General features: G+C 68.2%; 22 protein-coding genes. 9 read left to right on the top strand and 13 right to left on the bottom strand.

The genetic code is table 11. The annotated features are described in order from the left end of the window. Positions 1-73 precede the first annotated feature (73 nt). Genes NN4_RS29325 through NN4_RS29305 form a run of 5 tightly spaced genes read right to left on the bottom strand, consistent with a single transcriptional unit; the run spans position 74 to position 3,442 of the window. Entirely contained in the window at positions 74-1,033 is a 960-nt protein-coding gene (locus tag NN4_RS29325; RefSeq protein WP_147138341.1) for a CopD family protein, read from the bottom strand. Continuing rightward, positions 1,030-1,572 carry a copper resistance CopC family protein gene (locus tag NN4_RS29320; RefSeq protein ID WP_147138339.1) on the bottom strand — a complete coding sequence of 181 codons (543 nt, stop codon included), beginning with the start codon at positions 1,570-1,572 and terminating at the stop codon, positions 1,030-1,032. Before NN4_RS29320 ends, NN4_RS29325 begins: the two co-directional genes overlap by 4 nt. Beyond that, positions 1,569-2,228, bottom strand: coding sequence for a YcnI family copper-binding membrane protein (locus NN4_RS29315; RefSeq protein ID WP_147138337.1), 660 nt, complete (start codon positions 2,226-2,228; stop codon positions 1,569-1,571). The genes NN4_RS29320 and NN4_RS29315 overlap by 4 nt, the downstream gene beginning before the upstream one ends. Positions 2,229-2,266: 38 nt before the next feature. Beyond that, the gene (locus NN4_RS29310; RefSeq protein ID WP_147138336.1) at positions 2,267-2,785 is read right to left on the bottom strand and encodes a hypothetical protein; all 519 of its coding nucleotides are present in this window, start codon (positions 2,783-2,785) and stop codon (positions 2,267-2,269) included. 12 nt (positions 2,786-2,797) lie between these two features. After that, positions 2,798-3,442, bottom strand: a complete 645-nt coding sequence (locus tag NN4_RS29305; RefSeq protein ID WP_147138334.1) for a DUF6474 family protein — start codon at positions 3,440-3,442, stop codon at positions 2,798-2,800. A 153-nt stretch (positions 3,443-3,595) separates the two neighbouring features. Here NN4_RS29305 and NN4_RS29300 point away from each other — a divergent pair, with 153 nt between their 5' ends. The 3 genes from NN4_RS29300 (at position 3,596) to NN4_RS29290 (ending at position 8,328) form a co-directional block, all read left to right on the top strand. Next, positions 3,596-5,332 carry a TM0106 family RecB-like putative nuclease gene (locus NN4_RS29300; RefSeq protein ID WP_371865760.1) on the top strand — a complete coding sequence of 579 codons (1,737 nt, stop codon included), beginning with the start codon at positions 3,596-3,598 and terminating at the stop codon, positions 5,330-5,332. Beyond that, positions 5,329-7,296: a molecular chaperone HtpG gene (gene htpG, locus NN4_RS29295; protein WP_147138332.1), complete on the top strand. Its 1,968-nt coding sequence runs from the start codon at positions 5,329-5,331 to the stop codon at positions 7,294-7,296. Before NN4_RS29300 ends, htpG begins: the two co-directional genes overlap by 4 nt. Positions 7,297-7,509: 213 nt before the next feature. Then, positions 7,510-8,328, top strand: coding sequence for a class I SAM-dependent methyltransferase (locus tag NN4_RS29290; protein ID WP_147138329.1), 819 nt, complete (start codon positions 7,510-7,512; stop codon positions 8,326-8,328). A gap of 61 nt (positions 8,329-8,389) precedes the next feature. On the opposite strand, the gene NN4_RS29285 is transcribed toward NN4_RS29290, so the two are convergent. Continuing rightward, a complete protein-coding gene (locus NN4_RS29285) occupies positions 8,390-9,157 on the bottom strand; it encodes an SDR family NAD(P)-dependent oxidoreductase (protein WP_135234219.1) in 768 nt (255 codons plus the stop codon). Between the two features lie 234 nt (positions 9,158-9,391). Here NN4_RS29285 and NN4_RS29280 point away from each other — a divergent pair, with 234 nt between their 5' ends. Both NN4_RS29280 and NN4_RS29275 read left to right on the top strand, forming a co-directional pair. Continuing rightward, the gene (locus NN4_RS29280) at positions 9,392-10,270 is read left to right on the top strand and encodes an SDR family NAD(P)-dependent oxidoreductase (protein ID WP_147138327.1); all 879 of its coding nucleotides are present in this window, start codon (positions 9,392-9,394) and stop codon (positions 10,268-10,270) included. A 26-nt stretch (positions 10,271-10,296) separates the two neighbouring features. Beyond that, positions 10,297-10,974, top strand: coding sequence for a TetR/AcrR family transcriptional regulator (locus tag NN4_RS29275; RefSeq protein WP_147138325.1), 678 nt, complete (start codon positions 10,297-10,299; stop codon positions 10,972-10,974). Between the two features lie 72 nt (positions 10,975-11,046). On the opposite strand, the gene NN4_RS29270 is transcribed toward NN4_RS29275, so the two are convergent. The 4 genes from NN4_RS29270 to NN4_RS29255 all read right to left on the bottom strand — a co-directional run bounded on the left by NN4_RS29270 (position 11,047) and on the right by NN4_RS29255 (position 14,720). Then, entirely contained in the window at positions 11,047-11,871 is an 825-nt protein-coding gene (locus NN4_RS29270; RefSeq protein WP_147138323.1) for a TMEM165/GDT1 family protein, read from the bottom strand. Between the two features lie 296 nt (positions 11,872-12,167). Next, positions 12,168-12,695, bottom strand: coding sequence for a peptidase (locus NN4_RS29265; RefSeq protein WP_135234223.1), 528 nt, complete (start codon positions 12,693-12,695; stop codon positions 12,168-12,170). Positions 12,696-13,036: 341 nt separating this feature from the next. Next, complete coding sequence (locus NN4_RS29260) at positions 13,037-13,660, bottom strand: superoxide dismutase (RefSeq protein ID WP_107653560.1); 624 nt, start codon at positions 13,658-13,660, stop codon at positions 13,037-13,039. A 448-nt stretch (positions 13,661-14,108) separates the two neighbouring features. After that, the gene (locus NN4_RS29255) at positions 14,109-14,720 is read right to left on the bottom strand and encodes a hypothetical protein (RefSeq protein WP_246181149.1); all 612 of its coding nucleotides are present in this window, start codon (positions 14,718-14,720) and stop codon (positions 14,109-14,111) included. Between the two features lie 528 nt (positions 14,721-15,248). Between NN4_RS29255 and NN4_RS29250 the strand changes: the two genes are divergently transcribed. The 4 genes from NN4_RS29250 to NN4_RS29235 all read left to right on the top strand — a co-directional run bounded on the left by NN4_RS29250 (position 15,249) and on the right by NN4_RS29235 (position 18,832). After that, positions 15,249-15,617: a rhodanese-like domain-containing protein gene (locus NN4_RS29250; protein ID WP_186818685.1), complete on the top strand. Its 369-nt coding sequence runs from the start codon at positions 15,249-15,251 to the stop codon at positions 15,615-15,617. 92 nt (positions 15,618-15,709) lie between these two features. Then, positions 15,710-16,810 (top strand): DUF4328 domain-containing protein, encoded by a 1,101-nt coding sequence (locus NN4_RS29245; protein ID WP_246181148.1) that lies wholly within the window; start codon positions 15,710-15,712, stop codon positions 16,808-16,810. Beyond that, positions 16,807-17,574, top strand: a complete 768-nt coding sequence (locus NN4_RS29240; protein ID WP_147138321.1) for a glycerophosphodiester phosphodiesterase — start codon at positions 16,807-16,809, stop codon at positions 17,572-17,574. The genes NN4_RS29245 and NN4_RS29240 overlap by 4 nt, the downstream gene beginning before the upstream one ends. A gap of 337 nt (positions 17,575-17,911) precedes the next feature. Further along, entirely contained in the window at positions 17,912-18,832 is a 921-nt protein-coding gene (locus NN4_RS29235; protein ID WP_147138319.1) for a DUF5926 family protein, read from the top strand. A gap of 265 nt (positions 18,833-19,097) precedes the next feature. Here the strand turns inward: NN4_RS29235 and NN4_RS29230 are convergent, their stop codons facing one another. From NN4_RS29230 to NN4_RS29220, 3 genes are all read right to left on the bottom strand, one after another. Then, on the bottom strand, positions 19,098-19,646 hold the full coding sequence (locus tag NN4_RS29230) for a ferritin (protein ID WP_147138316.1): 549 nt from the start codon (positions 19,644-19,646) through the stop codon (positions 19,098-19,100). A gap of 72 nt (positions 19,647-19,718) precedes the next feature. Beyond that, entirely contained in the window at positions 19,719-20,267 is a 549-nt protein-coding gene (locus tag NN4_RS29225; RefSeq protein ID WP_107653566.1) for a ferritin, read from the bottom strand. Between the two features lie 10 nt (positions 20,268-20,277). Further along, a partial coding sequence (locus NN4_RS29220; protein WP_246181147.1) for an LCP family protein occupies positions 20,278-21,280 on the bottom strand: 1,003 nt, incomplete at its 5' end.

Genomic DNA, 21,280 nt, shown 5'->3' with positions numbered 1-21,280 from the left:
GGTGCCCCGGATGCCGCACAGCTTCCCTCGGATGGCTGGACCGAAGTGCGCACCGGGACGACGGGGCAGAGGTTCAGGCGGTGACCGCGAGCGTCGCGGCCAAACCGAAGGCCAGTGCCATCACGACCACCTCGATGGTCGCCCGGCGCAGCGACGCCTCGGCGGTCATCCGGTGGTCGGCGGCTCGGCGCACCCAGCTGCGCCGCCACCACCAGCCCAGTGCCAGCAGACCCACCAGCACAAGGGTTTTCGCGAGCAGGATGCGACCGTAACCGGTGCTGACGAACGGCGTGATCCCGCCGACCCGCACCAGTCCGTTGAGCAGGCCGGTCGCCGCCACCACCGCGACCAGCGGCAGCGCCACCGCCGAATACCTCGGCAACACCACGGCCCACTCACCACGGGTGCGCACCACCAGCGCGAGCGCGACGAGCAGCCCGAACCAGGCCGCCGCCGCCAGCGCGTGCACCGCGGCGAGCACCGACCCGAACGCCTGCTGCGACATGTGCCCGGTGATCGGCCGCAGCGCCAGCGCGACCGCCGCGAACACCAGCACCAGGTCGGCGGAGGCGACCGCGGTCCGCCGGAACGCCACCGTCGAATAGCACGCGACCGCGCCGACGCCCACCAGGATGGCGATGCCGACCTGCCCGCCGCTGATCTGCACCAGATAGTCGCCGAACTGCGCGGCACCCAACTCGCCGACCGGCACCCCGACCACCTGGGCCGCCTCGAACACGATGATCGCGAACTCGGCGCCGCACCAGCACCCGGCCAGCACGGCGAGTAAGCGCCACGGCGGCTCCAGGCGGGCGTGCAGTCGGGGCAGCGCGGCCAAGCCGAGCACCGTCGCGCCGAGGCCGTCGGCGAGCACCCGGACGATTGCCTCGGCCGCGAACCCAGCGGACACGGCCAGCGCCCAGGCGATCAGCACACCGACCAAGCCTGCGGGGACGACCAGCAGCACCGACCACGGTGCGCGGGCGGTACCCCGCCGCGCACCGCCCCGGCCGCCGATCGTCCTACCGGTCACTGGTTCGGTTTCCGGCTCCTGCCGCCGAACAGCGCGAACGCCAGCCCGCCGCCGAAGAGCACGACGGCGCCGACGATGAAGACCCACAACGGGATTCCGCCGGAGCCGTCGTCGTCGGAGCTACCGCTGTTGGCGTTCGGCTTCGCACCGGGGACACCGTTACCCGCCTTGCTCAGCGTGAAATGCCGGGTGCCGCTGACCGGATGGCCGTCGGCGGAGGTCACCCGGTAGGCGACCGTGTATTCGCCGACCGGGCCGAGCTCGCCCACTTCGACGCTGACCGTATTGCCGTCGACCGTCGGCGAGCCCTTCGACCACAGCTTGCCGTCCGGCCCGACCACGGTGAGCGCCGGGAAGCTCGGCTGCAAGGCCTCGTTGAAGGTGACGCTCGCGCGCGCCGGGCCCGCCTCGATGGTCGCGCCGTCCTCCGGCACGCTGGCCGTCGGCGCGGAGTGCGCGGCGGCGGTTCCCGTTGCGGCGAGACCGAATCCGAGCAGGAACAGCCCCGCGACGAGCGCGGTGAGCAGGCGCCGGGTCATGACTGCCGCGCCCGGATCACGTTGCCGAGGCCGAGCGCGACGGCGAGCAGACCGAGCGCCAGGCCGATGCCGCCGAGCCAGCGGGCGGTGTTGTCGGTGTCGTCGGCGGAGCCGTGCGCCGCCTCGCTGTCGACCTTGTGGTCGTCGCCCGCGTCGGCCTTGCCCTGGGCCAGGGTGAGCGACGGCGCCGGATGTTCGGCCTCCGCACCGTCTTTGCCGGCTGGCTGATCCCAGTTGACGATCTTGCCGTCGCTGTAGGTCTGCTTGGCCGGGAAGCTGACCGTCTCCTGCGCGGGCAGCGGGCCGACCGAGACGGCGAACCGCTGGAACTGGCCGGGGCCGACACCGGGGGCGCCCGGATCCGCGGTCCAGGTGATCGCGGTGATCTCTTTCTTCTCGTTCTTGTCGACCTTGACCGACCAACCCGGAATGGGTTCGGGCCGTGCGCTTTTCAGGTTGGGCAGGATGACGGTGAGCGCGGTGGTGCTCGCGGTGTCGGATTCGGTGGGCACCCGGAAGGTGGCGACCGAATACTTGCCCTGCTGGGCGCCCGGCGCGTCCACGCTGACGTGGGCGGAGGCGGTGCCGCAGGCCAGTACGGCGAGCGTGGCGGCCGCTGCGGCCGTGCCGGCGGCGCGCGAAATCGAACGGTGCATGGAAAGACTTTCTGTCCGAAGGGGAATGGTGCTGCGAGTCAGGCGAGCACCGGTGGCGCGCGCGGGCCGATCGCACCCTTCGGCGGGCAGTGATAGTGCGCGAGACCGGGATCGGACCAGTGCGGCGATCCGGTGGCGCGGGGGAGACACGGTTTCGCGAGTACCGCGCGGACGGCGCCGGAGACCAGCGCGTAGAGCCGTTCGGCGACCGAGATGACTGCCGCACAGCCGATCGTGGCGACGGCGTGCGCGCCGAGCATCCAGCCGGTTGGCAGCGGATTCGTTGCGGCAGTGTCGTGCTCGTGGCCGAGCAGGCCGGACAGCGCGAGATGGCTCGCCAGCTGTCCGAGCCCCAGCAGGACGAGCACCGAACCGCGCCCGCGCGCAGCCACATTCGCGGCGCTACCGGCCAGCGCCGCCACCAGCAGCACCAGGGTCAGCTCGGTCGAGCCGGGAAAACCGCCGCCCGCGACCCCGTGCGCGGCGACGGCGAGCGCGCCCACCAGCACACCGACCAGGCCACCACGCAGGTGGCCGGTACTCGGTGCTGGCGACATCGCGGGCGAAGGTCAGCGCACGCCGAGCCGCGCGAGCACGTCCGCCTCGACGCCGGACAGTTCGTCCGCGATCGAGGTGTGCACGGCCCGGCGCCGCGGCGCGGGCATTTGCTCGGCGGTCTGCACCGCGGCGGCCAGGCTGTCCAGGCGGGCCTGGGTGGCGGTGACGAATTTCTGCGTCTCGGCCTTGTCCTTGCCGCCCTGCGCACCGACCTTGCCAAGGGCCGCTTCGGTATTCACGATCCGGGCCCGCAGCTTGGCGCCGTGGCCGCTGAAGTCGGCGAGCTGATCGACGCCGATGCCCAGTTGCTGGGCCTTGCGGGTGTCGAGTTGCGCACGCAGGAATGTCGCGCCGCGGTAGGCCAGCGGCGCGAGCACCGGAATGAGTACCCGGGCCACGCCGAGGTACTTCTTCACCTGACCGGCGCTGAACAGGTCACGCTCGGCCTTGGCGGCCAGCTTGAGCGCGGCCTTCTCCTCCGCCTGCAGGGCCGAGATCTGCGCCTTGGCGACCTTGCGCTGGGTACGGGCCTCCGCGCGGCGGGCTTTGCGGTCGTTCTTGGCGACCAGCTTGGCTTCCAAACCGGCTTTGTGCTTGAGAGCTTTCGCCTCGGCCCTGCGGCTCGGGCGCCGCTTGCGCTTCGTGAACAACCCCATCGAAGGCCCTCCGTCATGCTGGTTTGCCATGGCAGTACGACGCCGGGGAAAGCCCGTCCGCCCATGTCACACGGTTTGCGTCCTACCCTAACGGGTGCATCGCGACACCAGCGAGCGTGGCAGGGCGACGAGCCGCGAACGATGCCGTTGCCCATGGGGTTCGTGGGTTTGTCGGGGGTAGGGACCATACTGCATAGCGTGGAATCGGGCATCGGTGACCGAGCGGGTCGCAAGCACAACGGCACGGCCGTCGAACGGCCGGCCGGCGTCGCGGATGCGCCGACCCCCTTCATCGATGCCAGAGCGCTCATCGGTTGTCGTCATCGACTGCACCTGGACGCGGCACATCCCGGTGCGCTGCAGGGCGTCACCGAGGACCCGGGGGTGCGGCAGCGCAGGGAGGCGGCCACGGCCCATCGCCTGCGGGTCCGCGACGCGCTGATCGCGGCGGATCCGGCAGGTTGGGTGGTCATCGACCCCACGCTGCGCGCGGCCGAGCGCGCCGCGGCCACCATGCAGGCGTGTGCCGCTGGCGTGCAACACATCTGGGGCGGGCTGCTGCCGCAGGAACCGGAGACGGGCAGGCGCGGCGGCTCGGAGATCCTGCTGCGCGACCTCGACCGCGGCGGATACATCCCGGTCATCGTGGTGAACCACAAGGTGACCGACCCGCGAAACCCCGAACCCGCCGACTTCCACCCGACCACCTCGAACCCGTACCACTGGAACCCGAAACCGGACCGGCACCGCAAGCTGCGCCAGCAGCCACGCGACCAGCAGCGTCTCGCGCACCTGTACCGAATGCTGCAGCGCCACGGCATGGCCAGCCCGGCGCTGGTCGGCGGCGTGATCGGCTACCACTTCGACTGCATCCTGGTGCACGACCTCGGCCCGGTGCTCGCCGACTACGACCAGCGCTACGCCGACCGGGTCGCGGTGGTCCGCGGCGAACTGCCGACCATTCCGTCGAAGGTGCCCGAGTGCAGGCAGTGCCCGTGGTGGACGCGCAGCATCGAAGGACCCAGCTGTGAGGGCTGGCTCATCGAGCATCGCGACGTCAGCCTGGTCGCGCCCGGCTCGCGCGCCGACGTGCTGCGCAGGCATGGTGTGGAGACCATCGACGAGCTGGCCGAGTGGGCGGGCGACGACCCCGACGACTGGCAGCACGGCCCGTTCGACGAGGCGGTGGTCACCGCGCGCGCCTGGATCGCGGGCGCGCCGCTGGTCCGCCGGGTGGAGCCGATCCGGGTGCAACGGGCCGACGTGGAGGTCGACGTCGACCTGGAGAGCTTCCAGGAGTACGGCGCATACCTGTGGGGCACGCTGCTCGACGGCGTGTACCGCCCGTTCGTCACCTGGGATCCGCTGCCCACCGAGGACGAGGGCCGCTCGTTCGGCGAGTTCTGGACCTGGCTGATGACCATCCGCGCCGAAGCCGCCGCGCACGGCAAAACCTTTGCCGCCTACTGCTACTCGCGCACCGCCGAGGACAAGTGGCTCTACGAGTCGGCGCGCCGCTTCGCCGGGCGCCCCGGCGTGCCGACCGTCGACCAGGTGCGCGCGTTCGTCGACGGACCGGAGTGGGTGGACATGTTCCAGGCCGTCTCCGATCAGTTCATCTGCCCGAACGGCAAGGGCCTGAAGAAGATCGCGCCGGTCGCGGGCTTCGCCTGGCGCGATGCCGAGGCGGGCGGCGAGGCGTCGATGAGCTGGTATCGGCTGGCCGTCGGCTACGAGGGCGACCCCGACATGTCCCAGCGCACCCGGTTGCTGGAGTACAACGAGGACGACGTTCGAGCCACCCAGGTGCTGCGCGAGTGGATGTCGAATCGGGCAGACCTCGAGGTTCCTGGCCTTGCGGATTTCGGGCGTCGTACTATCGCGTCGTGACAGAGCACGTCGAACAACTCGAGTTCCAGGCAGAGACGCATCAGCTGCTCGAGCTGATGATCCATTCGGTCTACTCCAACAAGGACACCTTCCTGCGGGAGCTGATCTCGAACTCCTCCGACGCGCTGGACAAGCTGCGGCTGGAGTCCTTCCGGGACAAGGATCTGCATGTCGACACGTCCGACCTCCACATCGAGCTGGAAGTCGACAAGGACAACCGGATCCTGACCGTTCGGGACAACGGCATCGGTATGTCCCGCGCAGAGGTGGTCGACCTGATCGGCACCCTCGCCAAGTCCGGCACCGCCGAGCTGCGCAAGAAGCTCAACGAGGCCAAGAGCGCGGCGGCCAACATCGACACCGCGGAGCTGATCGGCCAATTCGGCATCGGCTTCTACTCGACCTTCATGGTCGCCGACAAGGTCACCCTGACCACCCGGCGGGCCGGGGAGACCGAGGGCACCCGCTGGGAGTCGGCCGCGGGCAGTTCCACCTACACCATCGAAACCCTCGACACCGCACCCCAGGGCACCGCGGTCTCGCTGCACCTCAAGCCCGCCGACGAAGAGGACCACCTCTTCGATTACACCCAGGAGTGGAAGCTCCGGGAGATCGTCAAGAAGTACTCCGACTTCATCGCCTGGCCGATCCGCATGCAGGTCGAGCGGACCGTCACCGAGGGTGAGGGCGAGGAGAAGTCCGAGAAGACCATCGTCGAGGACCAGACCCTCAACTCCATGAAGGCGCTGTGGACCCGCCCGAAGAGCGAGGTCAGCGACGAGGAGTACAAGGAGTTCTACAAGCACGTCAGCCACGCCTGGGACGATCCGCTCGAGATCATCCCGCTCAAGGCGGAGGGCACCTTCGAATACCAGGCCCTGCTGTTCCTGCCGTCGCAGGCGCCGTTCGACCTGTTCACCCGCGAGCACAAGCGCGGCGTGCAGCTCTACGTCAAGCGGGTGTTCATCATGGACAACTGCGAAGAGCTGATGCCGGAGTACCTGCGCTTCGTCAAGGGTGTGGTGGACGCACAGGACCTCTCGCTCAACGTGTCCCGCGAGATCCTGCAGCAGGACCGCCAGATCCAGATGATCCGCAAGCGGCTGGTCAAGAAGGTGCTCTCCACGGTCAAGGACCTGCAGGGCGCCGAGGACCAGACCAAGTACCAGACCTTCTGGAAGGAGTTCGGGCGCGTCCTCAAGGAGGGTTTGCTCGGCGACTTCGACAACCGCGAAACCATCCTGCAGGTCTCCTCGTTCGCCTCGACGAACTCCGAGACCGAGCTGACCACACTGGCCCAGTATGTGGAGCGCATGCCGGAGGGGCAGGACGCCATCTACTACATGACCGGCGAGTCCCGCCAGCAGGTCGAAAGCTCCCCGCACATGGAGGCTTTCAAGGCCAAGGGCCGCGAGGTGCTGATCCTCACCGACCCGGTGGACGAGATGTGGGTCGGCTCGGTGCCCGAGTTCGACGGCAAGGCCTTCACCTCGATCGCCAAGGGCGAGGTCGACCTGGAGTCCGAGGAGGAGAAGAAGGCCTCCGAGGCGCTGCGTGAACAGCAGGACAAGGATTTCGCCGAGGTGCTGACCTGGCTCGGCAAGACGCTGGACGACAGCGTCAAGGAGGTGCGCCTCACCAACCGGCTCACCACCTCACCGGCCTGCCTCGTCGGTGACGTCTTCGACTTCACCCCGATGCTGGAGCGGATGTATCGCGCGTCCGGTCAGCTGGTGCCGGAAACCAAGCGGATCCTCGAGCTCAACCCGACCCACCCGCTGGTCACCGGTCTGCGCGACGCCTACGACACCCGCAAGGACGACGCGGATGCGGACAAGGTGCCCGAGCTCACCGAGACCGCCGAGTTGCTCTACGGCACAGCGGTCTTGGCCGAGGGCGGCGAGCTGAAGGATCCGGCGCGGTTCGCGCACATCCTCACCGATCGCCTCACCCGCACCCTCTGATCCGGACTTCGGCAGGGACCACCCCAGGTGGTCCCTGCCGAAGCACGTCCGGCTCGAGTGGTTCACGATCCGGCGTCCAGTGTGAAATGACAGGCTTCGCTACCTTCTGGCACGCGATCCGAATAGCTTCGCGCACAGCGATATTCGCCTGAGATGGTGCTGGGTCATGGGTGGACGCGGTTAAATTTGGGCGATCGAAAGGATCGTCAGCTTATGTCCGGAAACCCTCTTGCCGTCGCCGAGCCGTGGGATCTCGTCGCCGATGGATACGCCGAATTCGCCGCCGCGATCATGCAGCCCTTCTCCGATCGCGCGCTCGAATTCGCTTCGCTGACACCGTCTTCCCAGGTCATCGATGTCGCGGCGGGGACGGGCGCGCTGAGTCTGCTGGCCGCGCCGCAGGTGGCCCGGGTGCAGGCCATCGACTTCTCCGCCCCGATGATCGAGCGGCTCACCGCCGCCGCTCGAGCCGCCGGGCTGACCAATATCGAAGCGCGGGTGGGGGATGGGCAGGCCCTGCCGTTCGACAGCGACACCTTCGACGCCGGATTCTCGATGTTCGGGCTGATGTTCTTTCCGGAACGGGCCAAAGGTTTCGCCGAACTGTTCCGGGTGTTGCGCCCCGGCGGCACGGCCGTGGTGTCCAGCTGGGCGCCGGTCATCGAATCACCGCTGATGCGGATGATGTTCGGCGCGCTGCACGCCGCCGACCCGAGCGTCCAGGAGCCGCAGCCCAACTACCTCAGCCTGGAAAATCCCGAGGTCTTCCAGACCGAGATGCGCCGCGCCGGCTTCGAAGCCATCTCCATCCAACGACATTCGACCGCGCTCGCCTTCGCAACCGCGGACGACATGTGGGAAACCCTGGTGCGCAGCAGCGCGCCGCTGGCGCTGATGCGCCGCAGCGTCGGCGAACAGGTGTGGGCCGAACGCGTCGCGCTGATGAAGGCCTACCTCGCCGAGCACTACCGTCCGCAGCGGCCGTTGTCCACCACCGCGTTCCTCGGTATCGGGCACAAGCCGCTCGCCTGAGTGGTACGAAAAAGCCGCCGCCGACCTTGTGGGTCGGCAGCGGCTTTCGCGTTGGTGTTCTTTAGCGCGGGGCCATGCGCAGCGCGCCATCCATGCGGATGGTCTCGCCGTTGAGGTAGTCGTGCTCGACGATGTACTGCGACAGCTGCGCGTACTCGTCCGGGCGACCGAGGCGGGACGGGAAGGGCACGCCCGCCTCGAGGCCCTTGCGGTACTCCTCGGTGACGCCGGCCAGCATCGGGGTGTCGATGATGCCGGGGGCGATGGTGTTCACCCGGATGCCGAACTGGGCCAGGTCGCGCGCGGCGGGCACGGTCATGCCGTGCACGCCACCCTTGGAGGCCGAGTACGCGATCTGGCCGATCTGGCCCTCGAACGCGGCGACCGACGCGGTGTTGATCACGACGCCGCGCTGGCCGTACTCGTCCACGGCCTCGGTCTTGGCGATGGCGTCGGCGGCCAGGCGCATCACGTTGAAGGTGCCGAGCAGGTTCACGGTGATGACGGTGCGGAACAGCTCCAGGTCGTGCGGGCCGTTCTTGGACAGGATGCGCCCCGCCCAGCCGACACCGGCGCAGTTGACCACGATGCGCAGCGGCGCACCCGAGTCGACGACCTGCGCGACCGCGGCGGCGACCTCGTCATTGCTGGTCACATCGGCCGGAATGAGGGTGACCCCGGCGGGCACATTGTCCCCGGCCCGTTCGATCGACTGCGGCACATCCAGTCCGAAGACAGTGGCCCCCAGCTCGGCGAAACGCTTGGCGGTGGCGGCGCCGAGGCCGGATGCGCCTCCGGTGACAATGGCGGCGGAACCCGAAATCTCCACGATGGTCCTCTCGTTCGTGACAGCCAGTTGGCCCTTCGTCAATTGCACCCTAACGGTTGCCCCCACCGAGCCCCATGAGGCATCCCTCTCATTTCCGCGTGGATTCTCGGCTCACCTGCGGCGCGGTTACCGAGGCAGGTCCCTTCGTGGCCGCTCGGGATCCTCGAAAACCGCGGCGACGATGTGGAACGGCTATTTGCGAACAAACGTGTTCTTCGGTGGTACCGTCGCTGCATGAAGCTGTTCGGTGGGGTGTCGGTGGCGGGGCGGCGGGTGTTGATCACGGGGGCGGCGCGGGGGATCGGGGCTGCGTTGGCTCGGCAGTTGCATGACGCGGGGGCGAAGGTCGCGCTGCTGGGGTTGGAGGAGGAGTTGCTGGGGGAGGTGGCGCGGGAGTGTGGGGACGCGCCGTGGCGCTACTGCGATGTCGGGGATGTCGAGCAGGTGGATCGGGTGGTGGAGACGCTGGTCGGTGAGCTCGGCGGGCTGGATGTGGTGGTGGCCAATGCGGGGGTGGCGCGACAGCTGCCGTTGATCGGCGGCGATCCGGCGGTGATGGAGGAGACGCTCGCGGTCAATGTGCTCGGCGTCTACTACACGGTGCGCGCGGCCGGTCCGCACATCAGTCACGCGAACGGCTATGCGCTGGTGGTCTCTTCGCTCGCCGCCGCGGTGAACCTGCCGCTGGTCGGTGCTTACAGCGCGTCGAAGGCCGCGGTGGAGGCGCTCGGCCACACGCTGCGGATCGAGCTGAAACACACCGGCGCGAAGGTCGGCATCGCATACTTCGCCGAACTCGACACGGACATGACCTCGCGCGGCTTCGGCACCGCCGCGGCCCGCGCTATCCTCGGCCGCTCCACCGTTTCCGGTGTCGCGCCGCTCGGCCCCGCAATCGATTCGGTGGAAAAGGCCATCGCGCGCCGGCGTCGCCAGGTGGTTTCGCCCTGGTGGGTGGCCGTCGCGCTACCGTTCCGGCCGATCGCCCAGCGGCTGATCGGCTTGACGCTGCGTCGAGGTGTGCGGCGTGCCCTGGAGATCGCTCGAAGTGAAGAGGCACCCTTCACAACGGACCAACCCACCCGACCCCGCAAAATGGAGCGGCCAGCCTAGCCCGACCGAACCACCGGAGCCACCGAATGACCGAATCGGCAACCAGCGCACGCCAACTCCCGCGCGGTAGGCACGGCCTGCCGCGGGAGCAGGTGGTCGCCTCGCAGCGCGAGCGAATCCTGATCGCGATGGCCGAGGCGATGGCCGAGAACGGTTATGTCGGAACGTCGGTCGCGGCGATCCTGAAGCGCGCGGGAGTTTCCAGGGAGACCTTCTACGAGCAATTCCGTTCCAAGGAGGCGTGTTTCGAAGCCGCCTACGAGCGGGCCGTACAGAATCTGCTCGGCCGCATCGAGGGTGCCTCCCGCGGCGTCGACGATCCGTCCGGACCCGAACTGAGCAGCTTGGACCGGATGGACCGAATCTTCCAGGCCTACCTGCAGCACCTGGTGGACGATCCGGCCAGCGCGCGGCTGTTCCTGGTCGAGGTCTACGCGGTGGGTTCGGCGGCACTCTCGCGGCGGGCGCAGCTGATGGAGCTGTTCGTCGGCCTGATCGCCGACGTGCTCGGTGCGGGCACCGACGATCAGCGGTTCGCCTGCCAGACCCTTGCGGCCTCGATCAGCGCGATGGTGACCGGCCGGATCGCGGCGGATGATCTGGACGGCCTGCTCGCGCTGCGGGTACCGCTGCTGAATCTGGTGCGGCGCGGCGGGGAGCTGTACGGCGACGCCTTGCTCGAATCGAACGAACCGCGGACCTAGCGGTGACAGCGTCGGCTGGACCACACTTCCGGATCCAGTGCGGCGCTCGCGAACTCAGGTGCCACAGCTGGACTACCGGCGCGCTTCCGGATCCTGGACCGTGCCGGATACTGCCGAGTCGGGTGCTGCGGCAACGGACAACGGCAGGCTGGGCGCCGCAGAGCCGGGAGCCGGCAGGCCGGGAGCGGGCAGGCGGGGAGCGGGCTCCGACCGATGTCCTGCCGGCGCGGCAGGCCGCAGCTTGCGCAGAATCAGCATGACCGCACCAGCCAGCGCCGGCGCGATGGTCGCCAGTACGGCGACGGTCGGTCCGCCCAGCGCGGGCGCGGCGGTGGAAAGCAGGGTCGCGGCACCGAAGTAGAGGAACAGCAACCCAGAACCGATCCCGATCGCGCGTTCCGGCAGGTGCTTGCCGACCAGGATGCCGATCCCGATGGCGAGCGCGTCGGCGGCGACCATGCCGATGGTCGAGCCGACCCACACGCCGACCCAGTCGTAGTCGGTGGCCAGCGCGGCGGTCGCGAACATGGTGCGGTCGCCGAGTTCGGCGAGCAGGAAGGCGGACAGCACCACCAGGAACGGTGCGGTGCTCGCCCGCAATGACTTCGGCGCCGGGTTCTCCTCGTCCGCGCCGAAGTGCTCACGCAGCGTCCACAGGCCGACGGCCAGGAAGGTGAGGGCGGCGACCAGCGAGATGGCCCGGGTGGGCAGCGCCGATCCGAGGAAGTAGCCGACGCCCACCGAGATCAGGTGCACCGCGGCCGAGGCGGTCGCGATGCCGCCGAGCACGACCCACCAGCGGTAGCGCAACGCGAACGTCAAGGCCATCAGCTGGGATTTGTCACCGAGCTCAGCAAGGAAGACGATGCCGATACTCAGCAAAACGGTGGCGATCATGATGTGTGTGGCTCCCGGGTCTCCGGCCTGCCGGTCGGAGTCTGGGTATGCCTCCGGCCGACAACGAAATAGTTGTCTCGGCCGAAGGTCTCGCCCACCGGTCTACGCCGGTTCACACAGCCGGACCCGAGCCCTCGTGGGGAAGCGGGTCAGTATGTCGACTGTGCAATTGGGGGCTACTCCCCTTCGCTGTCCCCGACTCTACCCGCGGGTGCTGCAGTGTGCCAACCGGCTGTTACCCAAATCGCAATGCGCACAATAAGTTTGGCGATCCATCTGCAGAGTTTCGGGTAGCCTTACGCGGCCAGCAGCATGGCCAGAACCGCGGTGTCGGGATCGCTGATCGGGTCCAGTCCCACCCGGCTGACCAGGGAGGTGACCGTCCCGTCGGATTCGGCCTCGGCCCACGCCGCCCGGTGTTCCAGGCCCAGATGCGGCACGCCGGGCAGCAGCACACAGCCCGAGGCTGCGCCCGCGCATTCCGGCAGGGACGGCCGGGTTTCCGAGGGCGGATGCAGCATCAACAGGGCGGCCGGCACATGGTCGGCAAACCGGCCGGGTGCGAGGGCCTCCTCGCCGAGCACGGTGCCCTCGGCCATCACCAGGCCGACCATGTCGGGTGCGGGGTCGTCCGGCAGTTCCTCACGCACCCCGAACACCGTCGAGGTGGACAGCAGCCCGGGTAGCGTGGCCACTCGGACGGCCAGCACGAGTACCTGCGCCCATTCCTTGGTGGTGTCCGGCCAGCGGCCGGAGATGACGAAGCCGCGCAGCGAGCCGCGGGCATGGAAAGGCGTGATGCCGATCGGTCCGTTCGTCCGCATGGTGCCTCCCGTCCGGGTAACCGGGGGCGGCCTCGCGCGTTCACGCTCGATAGCGCTCCCAGCGGCTTTGCCCGTCCTCGAACTGTGGAATCCGAGAATGAACTACGAATCACCTGGCACACAAGTACCAAAGAGTGCCAGCTGCCCGGCGAAATCGGGCTGACCAGCGATCGAGCCAGCCCACAGGCCCGCGACGGCCGGTCGGGCCCACGGTCCGAGACCGGTTTGCCGCTCGGGCGTGTCCTGATCGCGTCGCGATTGCCGGCCGAAAACGGCGACGGGCCCGCGCCCCGACCGCGTGAGCGCGGCAGGGACACGGGCCCGTGGGCGCGTGGTCGCTATCAGCCGAAGATGAGGCCCTTGCCCTGGCCGACGGCGCGGGTGAAGCGGTCCTGCACGTCTTCCCAGTTGACGACGTTCCAGAACGCGGTCACGTAGTCCGCCTTGACGTTCTTGTACTGCAGGTAGAAGGCGTGCTCCCACATGTCGACCTGCAGCAGCGGGATGATGCCCAGCGGGACATTGGCCTGCTGGTCGTAGAGCTGGAAGGTCAGCAGCTTCTGGCCGAGGGTGTCGTAGCCGAGCACCGCCCAGCCGGAGCCCTGCAGGCCGTTGGCCGCGGCGGTGAACTGCGCGCGGAACTTGTCGAACGAGCCGAACTGGTCGTCGATCGCGGCGGCGAGGTCGCCGACCGGCTTGTCGCCACCGTTGGGGGACAGGTTCTTCCACCAGATGGAGTGGTTGACGTGCCCACCCAGGTGGAAGGCCAGGTTCTTCTCGTACAGGAAAATGGCGCCGTGATCGCCGCTTTCGCGGGCCGCTTCGAGCTTCTCGAGCGCGGTGTTCGCGCCCGCGACGTAAGCGGCGTGGTGCTTGGAATGATGCAGCTCGTTGATCTGCCCGGAGATGTGGGGCTCCAGGGCGCTGTAGTCGTAATCCAGATCTGGCAGCGTGTACTCAGCCACGATGTCCCTTCCTATGTCGGGCTGTGTGCGCCCTTATCGAGCACACCCAACCATCATTCGTACACCCGCTCGGTTCCAACCGGGCCTGATGCCCCCGCATTCCGACGCGGGCACGGGCTGTGCACCGGCACGTCGTCATCGGCAGCGGGTCGAACCTCACGCGTTGCATCGAACCATGTCGCGGTACGACGAACCAGTGCAGCGACTGCGCCTCCCCGCGCGCGTCCATGATCACTCGGAGCGGCGCTGCCCGGTCGGCAGCACCGATCCTCGTTCCGGATACCCAATACGTCAATGGTCATCCGCGGCAGCCGCCGATTCCGGAACCAGCCCGAGTCGAGGGCGAGTTTCCGGCCGAGAATCGCTGCGGTTGCCGCCCGTCAGCGGCGCGGGATACAGAAATACCGCACAGCCGGAAGTCCGAGTGTGCGGTATCGGTGTGGTGGATTCAGAGCGGCGGCGCTACGCCAGGACGGGTTGCGCGCGGGTCGCCCGCGTCGTGCGCCGCCCACCAGCGCTGCGCGCCGGCGATGAACTCCGCCAGCGGGATCTCCCGGCCTGCGGTGTCGTTGATGAGCATGTTGTCGAACCACACGCGCACGTCCAGCTCGCGCGGGTCGATGCCCTCCTCCTGGGAGAACTCCAGTACGTGCGCGGAGACGTGCTCGTCGAGGGTGGTGTCGAAGCTGAGCAGCTCGCTCCACAGTGCCCAGCCGCTGTCATCGAGGTCGATGAACTCCCAACCGTGCAGCCTGCCGCCGCCGAAGCTGCGGATGGCCTCGTCCAGACCGGTCAGTTCCAGTGGCAGCACGCGCGGTTCGAGGTCGTCCCAGTTCTGCATGCGCAGGGACGCCGCGACGCGGCTGACCCCGGTGAAGGTGACCTGCACCCGGTAATCCTCGGTGGGCGTTCCGTTTTCCGGAAGCGTCAACACCTCTAAGTCGAGTCGTAGTTGTCCGGCCGCCGCGTCGACCTCCAGGCCGAGGCAGGTCGCCTCGGACAGAGCGACGTTGAGCCCAGCCGTATCCATGCCGTCGAGTAGCCCCCTGCTCACGTTCATGGCCACAGGCTACCGACAGCTACCGGTGGAGCCCAGTATTTCAGTTTTTCGCTAGTGTTCTCGTTTTTTATGGAACCGAACCGGGCCTCGCGCCGTCCAAGTAGATATCGGAACCCGCCGCGCCGCGAGTTCCGAGGTCGGCGGCGAATGACCGCTCCGGGATTGGCGGCTGGAGGGGAGTCTCGGATCGGTCGTTCGCGCCGAAGTTCATGCCGCGAATCCGCTGAGGGCTCAGATATGACCCCTGATCCGGCAGTCTGGGCCCGGAGAGCGGGTTTGCCGGAGGGTAGCTTTGATAGCCAAACCCTGAGAATGGTGCGCTGTCCGATAGCTGCAGCCTGTGGATGAAGTTGTGGATTATGTGGATAACTCTGTCGGAGGTATGCACATGCCGACCCTGAACGGGGCATCGATCAGGGTTCCGGGACGCAGAACATACCTGAAGTATCGGCTCGATGTCGAGCCGCCGACGGCCGCCGCGCGGGCGGAACCGCACGGCCCTCCGTCGCCCATGGCAGGATCGAAACTGTGACGAGTCCCCATGTGCCCTCGGTCCCGGTGGACGCGGTGCCGCGCGAATTCGACAGCGCCGAACCGGCAGCCGACGCCGCGCGAGCGATCCTGCTCGATGTGCGCGAGGACGACGAGTGGCAACTCGGGCACGCGCCGGGCGCCGTGCACATCCCGATGGTCGACGTGCCCGCCCGGGTGGACGAGCTGGAGTACGACGTCGATCTCTACGTCATCTGCAGGCAAGGCGGCCGTTCCCTCCAGGTGGTCGAATACCTCACGCACATCGGCTTCGACGCCATCCAGGTGAACGGTGGCATGGTCGCGTGGCAGCAGGCGGGCCGCCCGCTGGTCGCCGACGGTGACGGGCAGGCGAAGATCTACTAGGACCGCCGCGAAGGAGGCGTGATGAGACACGATGGCGCAGCGCTCATCAGCGCCGACCGGGCGCGGGTGTCCCGCAAGACACAGGAGGCACGGTGAGCACGGTCGTACAACCTTGTGCGCGGTGTGGCGCGCGCTGGGCCGTGCAGTCGACCCCGATGCACTGGTGCCCGCGCTGCCGCGGCGTGCTGCTGTCGCCCGCGCCTATCGACGCACCCGCCGAGCGGCGTAACTATCGATGGGTGGCGCGCAGGCCGGACCATCGCGCGCGCAGGGCCCCGGCCGCCGGACACCCCGTGCCGAGCGCCGAAACTCCGCGCTACACCCATATTCCGCGCTGGGGTCTGCTCGATCCGCCGCCGAAGCCTGCCGCCGCGGCTGCTCGTCCGCTCACCAGGCTGACCGCCAGGGCATCCGCTCTGCTGATCACCACCACCGCATTGTTCGCGGTCGCGGCCGTCGGCGAATTGCTGCGCTATCTACTCCTGCTGCGCAATCGCACCCGGCTGATCCATCCCGCGCTGCTATTCGCTTCCGACGCGCTTGTCATCGGCGCCGCGGTGCTCGCCCTGTTGTTCGCGCTGCTGAGCGCGGTCGCCGTGGTCGGCTGGTTGATCGACGCGCGCCGCGCCGCCTTCCGGGAAACCGGGCGCGCCGACCCGCGCTCGGTGCGGGTACTGGTGCTCGGCTCTGTGATCCCGGTGGTCAATCTCCTGTGGCCCGGCGTTTTTCTGACCGAACTCGTCGCACGACGGTCCGATCCGCGCGCGCTGCGGACGATCCGGATCTGGTGGGCCGCCTGGGTGTTCGGCGGTGTGGTCGCCGCGGCCGCGCTGCTGTGGCGGACCGCGGATTCGTTGCAGGCCGAGGCGGACGGCGTGCTGTTCACCGCGTTCACCGACCTGGTCGCCGCCGCCGTCGCGCTGCTCACCCTGGCCGTGATGCGGGCGGTCGAGGAACGAGACGTGCTCGGCCGCAGCAGGACCGCGCGGCGCTGGTTGATCGCCGTCGACCCGGCGGTGCCGGTGATCGAGCCGGTGCATCCCGGTGGGCGTGCGCCGCAGGCGGTCGGCGAGTCCGTATCGGACGCGGCTGAGCACAATGATGCTGAAGACAGCGGCGCGGATGACAACGGCTCAGGCGTTGAGGACAACGGTGCAGTGGACCGTGAGCAACAGGAGGTTTTGGCCAAGTGAGCCAGGTCAGTCGCGCACCGTTCGTCGTGGCGCACCGAGGTGCTTCGGCGGCGCGCCCCGAACACACCCTCGCCGCATACGAATTGGCGCTCCAGGAAGGCGCGGACGGCGTCGAATGCGACGTCCGGCTGACCAGGGACGGGCATCTGGTGTGCGTACACGACCGCACCGTCGACCGGACCTCCTCCGGCACCGGCCTCGTCAGCGAGATGACGCTGGACGAACTGAAGGAACTCGACTTCGGCGCCGACGGCGCAGCCGCGGAGGTGCTCACCCTGAGCGAGCTGATCACGTTGGTGCTCGATTGGCGCAGCAGGCCGACCAAGCTGTTCATCGAGACCAAGCACCCGGTCCGCTACGGCGCGCTGGTGGAGAACAAGCTGCTGGCCGAACTGCAGCGGTTCGGCATCGCCACCCCCGCCTCCGCCGATCATTCCCGCGCGGTGGTCATGTCTTTCGCGGCCACCGCGGTCTGGCGGATCCGCCGGGCCGCGCCGCTGCTGCCGACCGTGCTGCTCGGCGAATCGTCGCGCTACCTCGGCGGCGGCGCCGCGACCACGGTGGGCGCCACCGCCGTCGGCCCGTCGGTGAAGACGCTGCGCGACCACCCCGAACTGGTCGACAAGGCCGCCGCCGCAGGTCGCGCCACCTACTGCTGGACCGTGGACGACCCGGACGATGTGCGCCTGTGCGCCGACCTCGGTGTCAGCTGGGTCGCCACCAACCATCCCGGACGGACCAAGGCGCTGCTCGCCGCCGCCTGACCCGCTCGAACGGGTTGATACCGCTGACCTTTGAAGCAGTCCATGCGTATCCGCTTCGCGCCCTTCTCAACCGAAGGGGCGGTTACTCGGCGCCCCCATCGCCGAATCGGCGACGCCTCGGTTCGCTGCCAGTCGGCGCGGCTCGACACAGGCGGGCTGACGAAAGGCGGCTTGACAGAGTTGGTTCGGCGACTGGTTCGTCTCGCGCCGGCGGGCCTGCGAACCAGGTTGTGCGCGTGCGCCGTTCAGCAGCGACCCGCCCGCGGCCGCGCCGAGCACCGTCCCGGTGCCGTGGCGCGCGGGGTGGCGGAGCGCACACCATGTAGGTTGACCCCCCGTGGGTAAGAGCAAGCGGAATAGTCCTAAGCCCGGAGGGAACCGGGCACAGCGTCTCGCCGAGCGGAAGGTGGCGCTCGAGCAGGCGGCGCAGTCCGTCTCGCGCCCCTTCGAGGGGCTGGCCGCGGAGTGCGATCTGGTCGCGCTGTGCGAGTTCGTACCGTCGGCGACCGCCGAGCTGAAGCTGGCGTCCGGTGTCGCGGCGGAGCGTTCGGTCGTGCTCGCCACCGTGCTACCGGGTGCGGTGGCCGCGCTGGTGCGGGCGGGCGAGCCGCCGAGCGGCTACGTCGGCGCGCAGGTGCAGTTCCAAGGCGCCGACCTGGGCGCCGATATCGCCGCCGCCATCCTGTGGACGCAGTCCGCCGAGCCCGGTGACTCGCTGGCCTCGGTGGAGAGCGTCGCGGGCGGCCCGCGCCTGGCCGACGTGATCGATCCCGCTGCGCCGCTGGACATCACGGTGCACCAAGACTTCGACTGGTGGGTGCCGGAGGGCGTGCAGCCCGACCCGCAGGTCGCCGCGACGATCGAGCAGGCCAAGCTGGCGATCAAGCCGTCTGCCCGGATCGCGCTCGGTCCGGACGCGGTCGGCGCGGCATGGTGGGTCGACGCCGGCGAGAAGGCGCACATCCGCTGGGTTCGCCCGGAGAACGAGGACGATCTGATGCTGGCGCTGGCCCGCCTGCACGCCGCCGGTGGGCTGCAGCTCGGCGAGGGCTCCCGGTTCGCGGGCTCGTTCCGCACGCACGGTGTGCTGGTTCCGGTCTTCGACCTGGATCCCGAGATGCACGCCGACGAATGGGCCAAGCCCGCTCAGGAATTCGACGCCCGACTGGCCGAGGCGCTGGCTTCGGACGCGCCGTTGACCGCCGGTGAGCGTCGGTCGCGCGATGGTCTGCGGTCGCGTCAGGTGACCCTGCGCTGAATTGCGGTGAACCAGTAGGAGAATTCAGCGCAGAACGGTCCTACTAATTATGTCACCGAGGCGGTTCGCTAACTGCTACCGAAAAGCGGCGGAGGTGAGCGCGGTCTCAACAGCCGGTGCGGAAGAAGAAACCGTGGACGTTATTCTGCACCCGCTGAAAATCGCTGCTCAGCCCTACGGGCGTTCAGTAGAACAGTGTTGAACGGCAACAGGCCCAGCTCCTCGCGAGAAGCTGGGCCTGTTTGCTATTGATGGGCAACGCCTATCAGACGGATCCACCCGCTGCCGAAGGGGCACCGGAAGTATCGCTGGGACCACTCATTTCCCTGGCGATGAACTCTTCCAGATCGAACAGGTTGGAACCGGCGCGCTCGGCAATGGTGAGCAGGGTGGTCATGTTGGCGACCTCCTCGACCTGCTCCTTCAGGAACCACTGCATGAACTGTTCGCCCAGGTAGTCGCCTTCTTCGCGGGCGGTGCTGGCCAGCTGGATGATCTGGTCGGTGACCGCCTTCTCCTGGGCCAGGGCGAGCGCGATCGGCTCGTGCACATTCTCGAACTTGGATTTGGCGGCATCGATGCCGGACAGCTCGACACTGATGTCCCGGTCGAGGAAGTACTGCACGATCATCATCGCGTGGTTGCGTTCTTCCACCGCCTGCGCATAGAAACGCTTGGCCAACTGGGGCAGATCAGCATTGTCGAACCACACCGCGATGGCGATGTATTGATGTTCGGCATTGAATTCATGCCTGATCTGATCATGGAGCAGGCCGTGGAATTTGCTGCGTGGGGACTCCGGATGGCTGGACATAGTAGCTGACATTAGCGCTGGTCAAGGCGCGTGTCATCCAAGTGCAACCTTATTGAGGCTAGTATTGCCTAATTAATTCTTCGCTGTCCCAGCCATTCTCGGGGTCGCGTTGTCGATGCGCTGCGGCACCCGGAGTTCGCGCGCGATGAAGTCCTCGACGTCGAACAGATTGTCCGCCGCGCGGTCGATCACGGTCAGCAGCGTGGTCATCCTGGCGACGTCTTCGACCTGTTCCTTCAGGAACCACTGGACGAAGCGCTCGCCGAGATAGTCGCCCGATTCGCGGGCGGCACGGGCGAGCCCGGTGATCTGCGTGCTGCGGTGCTGCTCGGTCTCCAGCAGGAAAGCTATTGCGGCACGGGGGGATTCGAAGGTCGACTGGATCTCGTCCAGTCCGCCGATCCGGACGTCGAGGTCACGGTCGAGCAGATACTGGACCATCCGCAATGCGTGTGCGCGCTGCTCCTCGGACTTGCCGTAGCAGTGTCTGGCCAACTGCGGCAACCGATTCGCGTCCAGGTACACGGCGGCGGCTAGATACTGCTGCGCTGCCGTGAACCCGTGACGAATCTGTGCGGTGAGCAGAGTCGGGAAGGGGCGATCGAGCTCGGTGTCCGGCATGTGACCGACGCTACCTCGTCAACAGGTCCTCCGGAATCGGACGGTCGGAAGCGAGTGCATCGAAGAACTGGCTCGCCTTGTTCTTGTCCCACACCAGCACGTTGCCGCTGTCGGTATCGGCGAACCGGCCGATCGGCACCGTCGTCGCCACCGTGTCGCCCCGCATCGCCCAGCCGAGCTGCGCCAGATGCCAGATGTGGTCACCGTCGTCGACCTTCAACGATTTCACCGTGTCGGAGGCCAACGGCCACAGCTTGAACGGATTGACCAGGGTCGCAGTGCTGGTCGCCTTCTTCACCAGGGCGGCCATGAAGATGCGCTGATTATTGATCCGATCCAGGTCGGCGAGCGCGGTCGCGCGGCTGCGCACGAAACCGAGCGCCTCCGGTCCGCTCAGCTTCTGGCAGCCTGCGGGCAGGTTGATCCCGGCCAGCGGATCGTCGATGGCAGTCGGCAGGCAGACGTCGATGCCACCGAGCGCGTCGACGACACCGGCGAAACCGCTGAAACCGATCTGCGCGTAATGATCGATGCGCACGCCGGTGGCGATCTCGACGGTCTGCACGAGCAACTGCGGCCCGCCGATGGCGAAGGCGGCGTTGAGCTTGTCCTGGCCGTTGCCGGGAATGCTGACGTAGGAGTCGCGCGGCAGGCTGACCATCGTGGTCTTCCCCGACTTCGGGATGTGCACCAGCATGATCGTGTCGGTGCGCTCCGGGCCGACCTCGCCGCCGGTGGCGAGCTCCTGTTCCTGCTCGGGTGTCAGGCCCGCGCGGCCGTCCGAGCCGACGATCAGCCAGTTGGTGCCGGGGGTATCGCCGAGCCGCTCGGAGTAGTTGGCGAGTGCTGGAATGCGGGTCAGCGAACCGTCGAGTTTCACGACGGCGCCGATGGCGGCCAGTACGAGCACCAGCAGCAGGACCAGGAACCAGCGGAAATAGTGGCGCTTGCGGCGCGGACGCGGGGCGCGGGCTTGGCGTTCGCCACGCGGCGGACCGGGCGGCGGTGGCGGC

The organism is Nocardia ninae NBRC 108245, from assembly GCF_007990755.1.
GTDB classification, from domain to species: domain Bacteria; phylum Actinomycetota; class Actinomycetes; order Mycobacteriales; family Mycobacteriaceae; genus Nocardia; species Nocardia ninae.
This window is presented reverse-complemented; position numbering and strand designations above follow the sequence as displayed.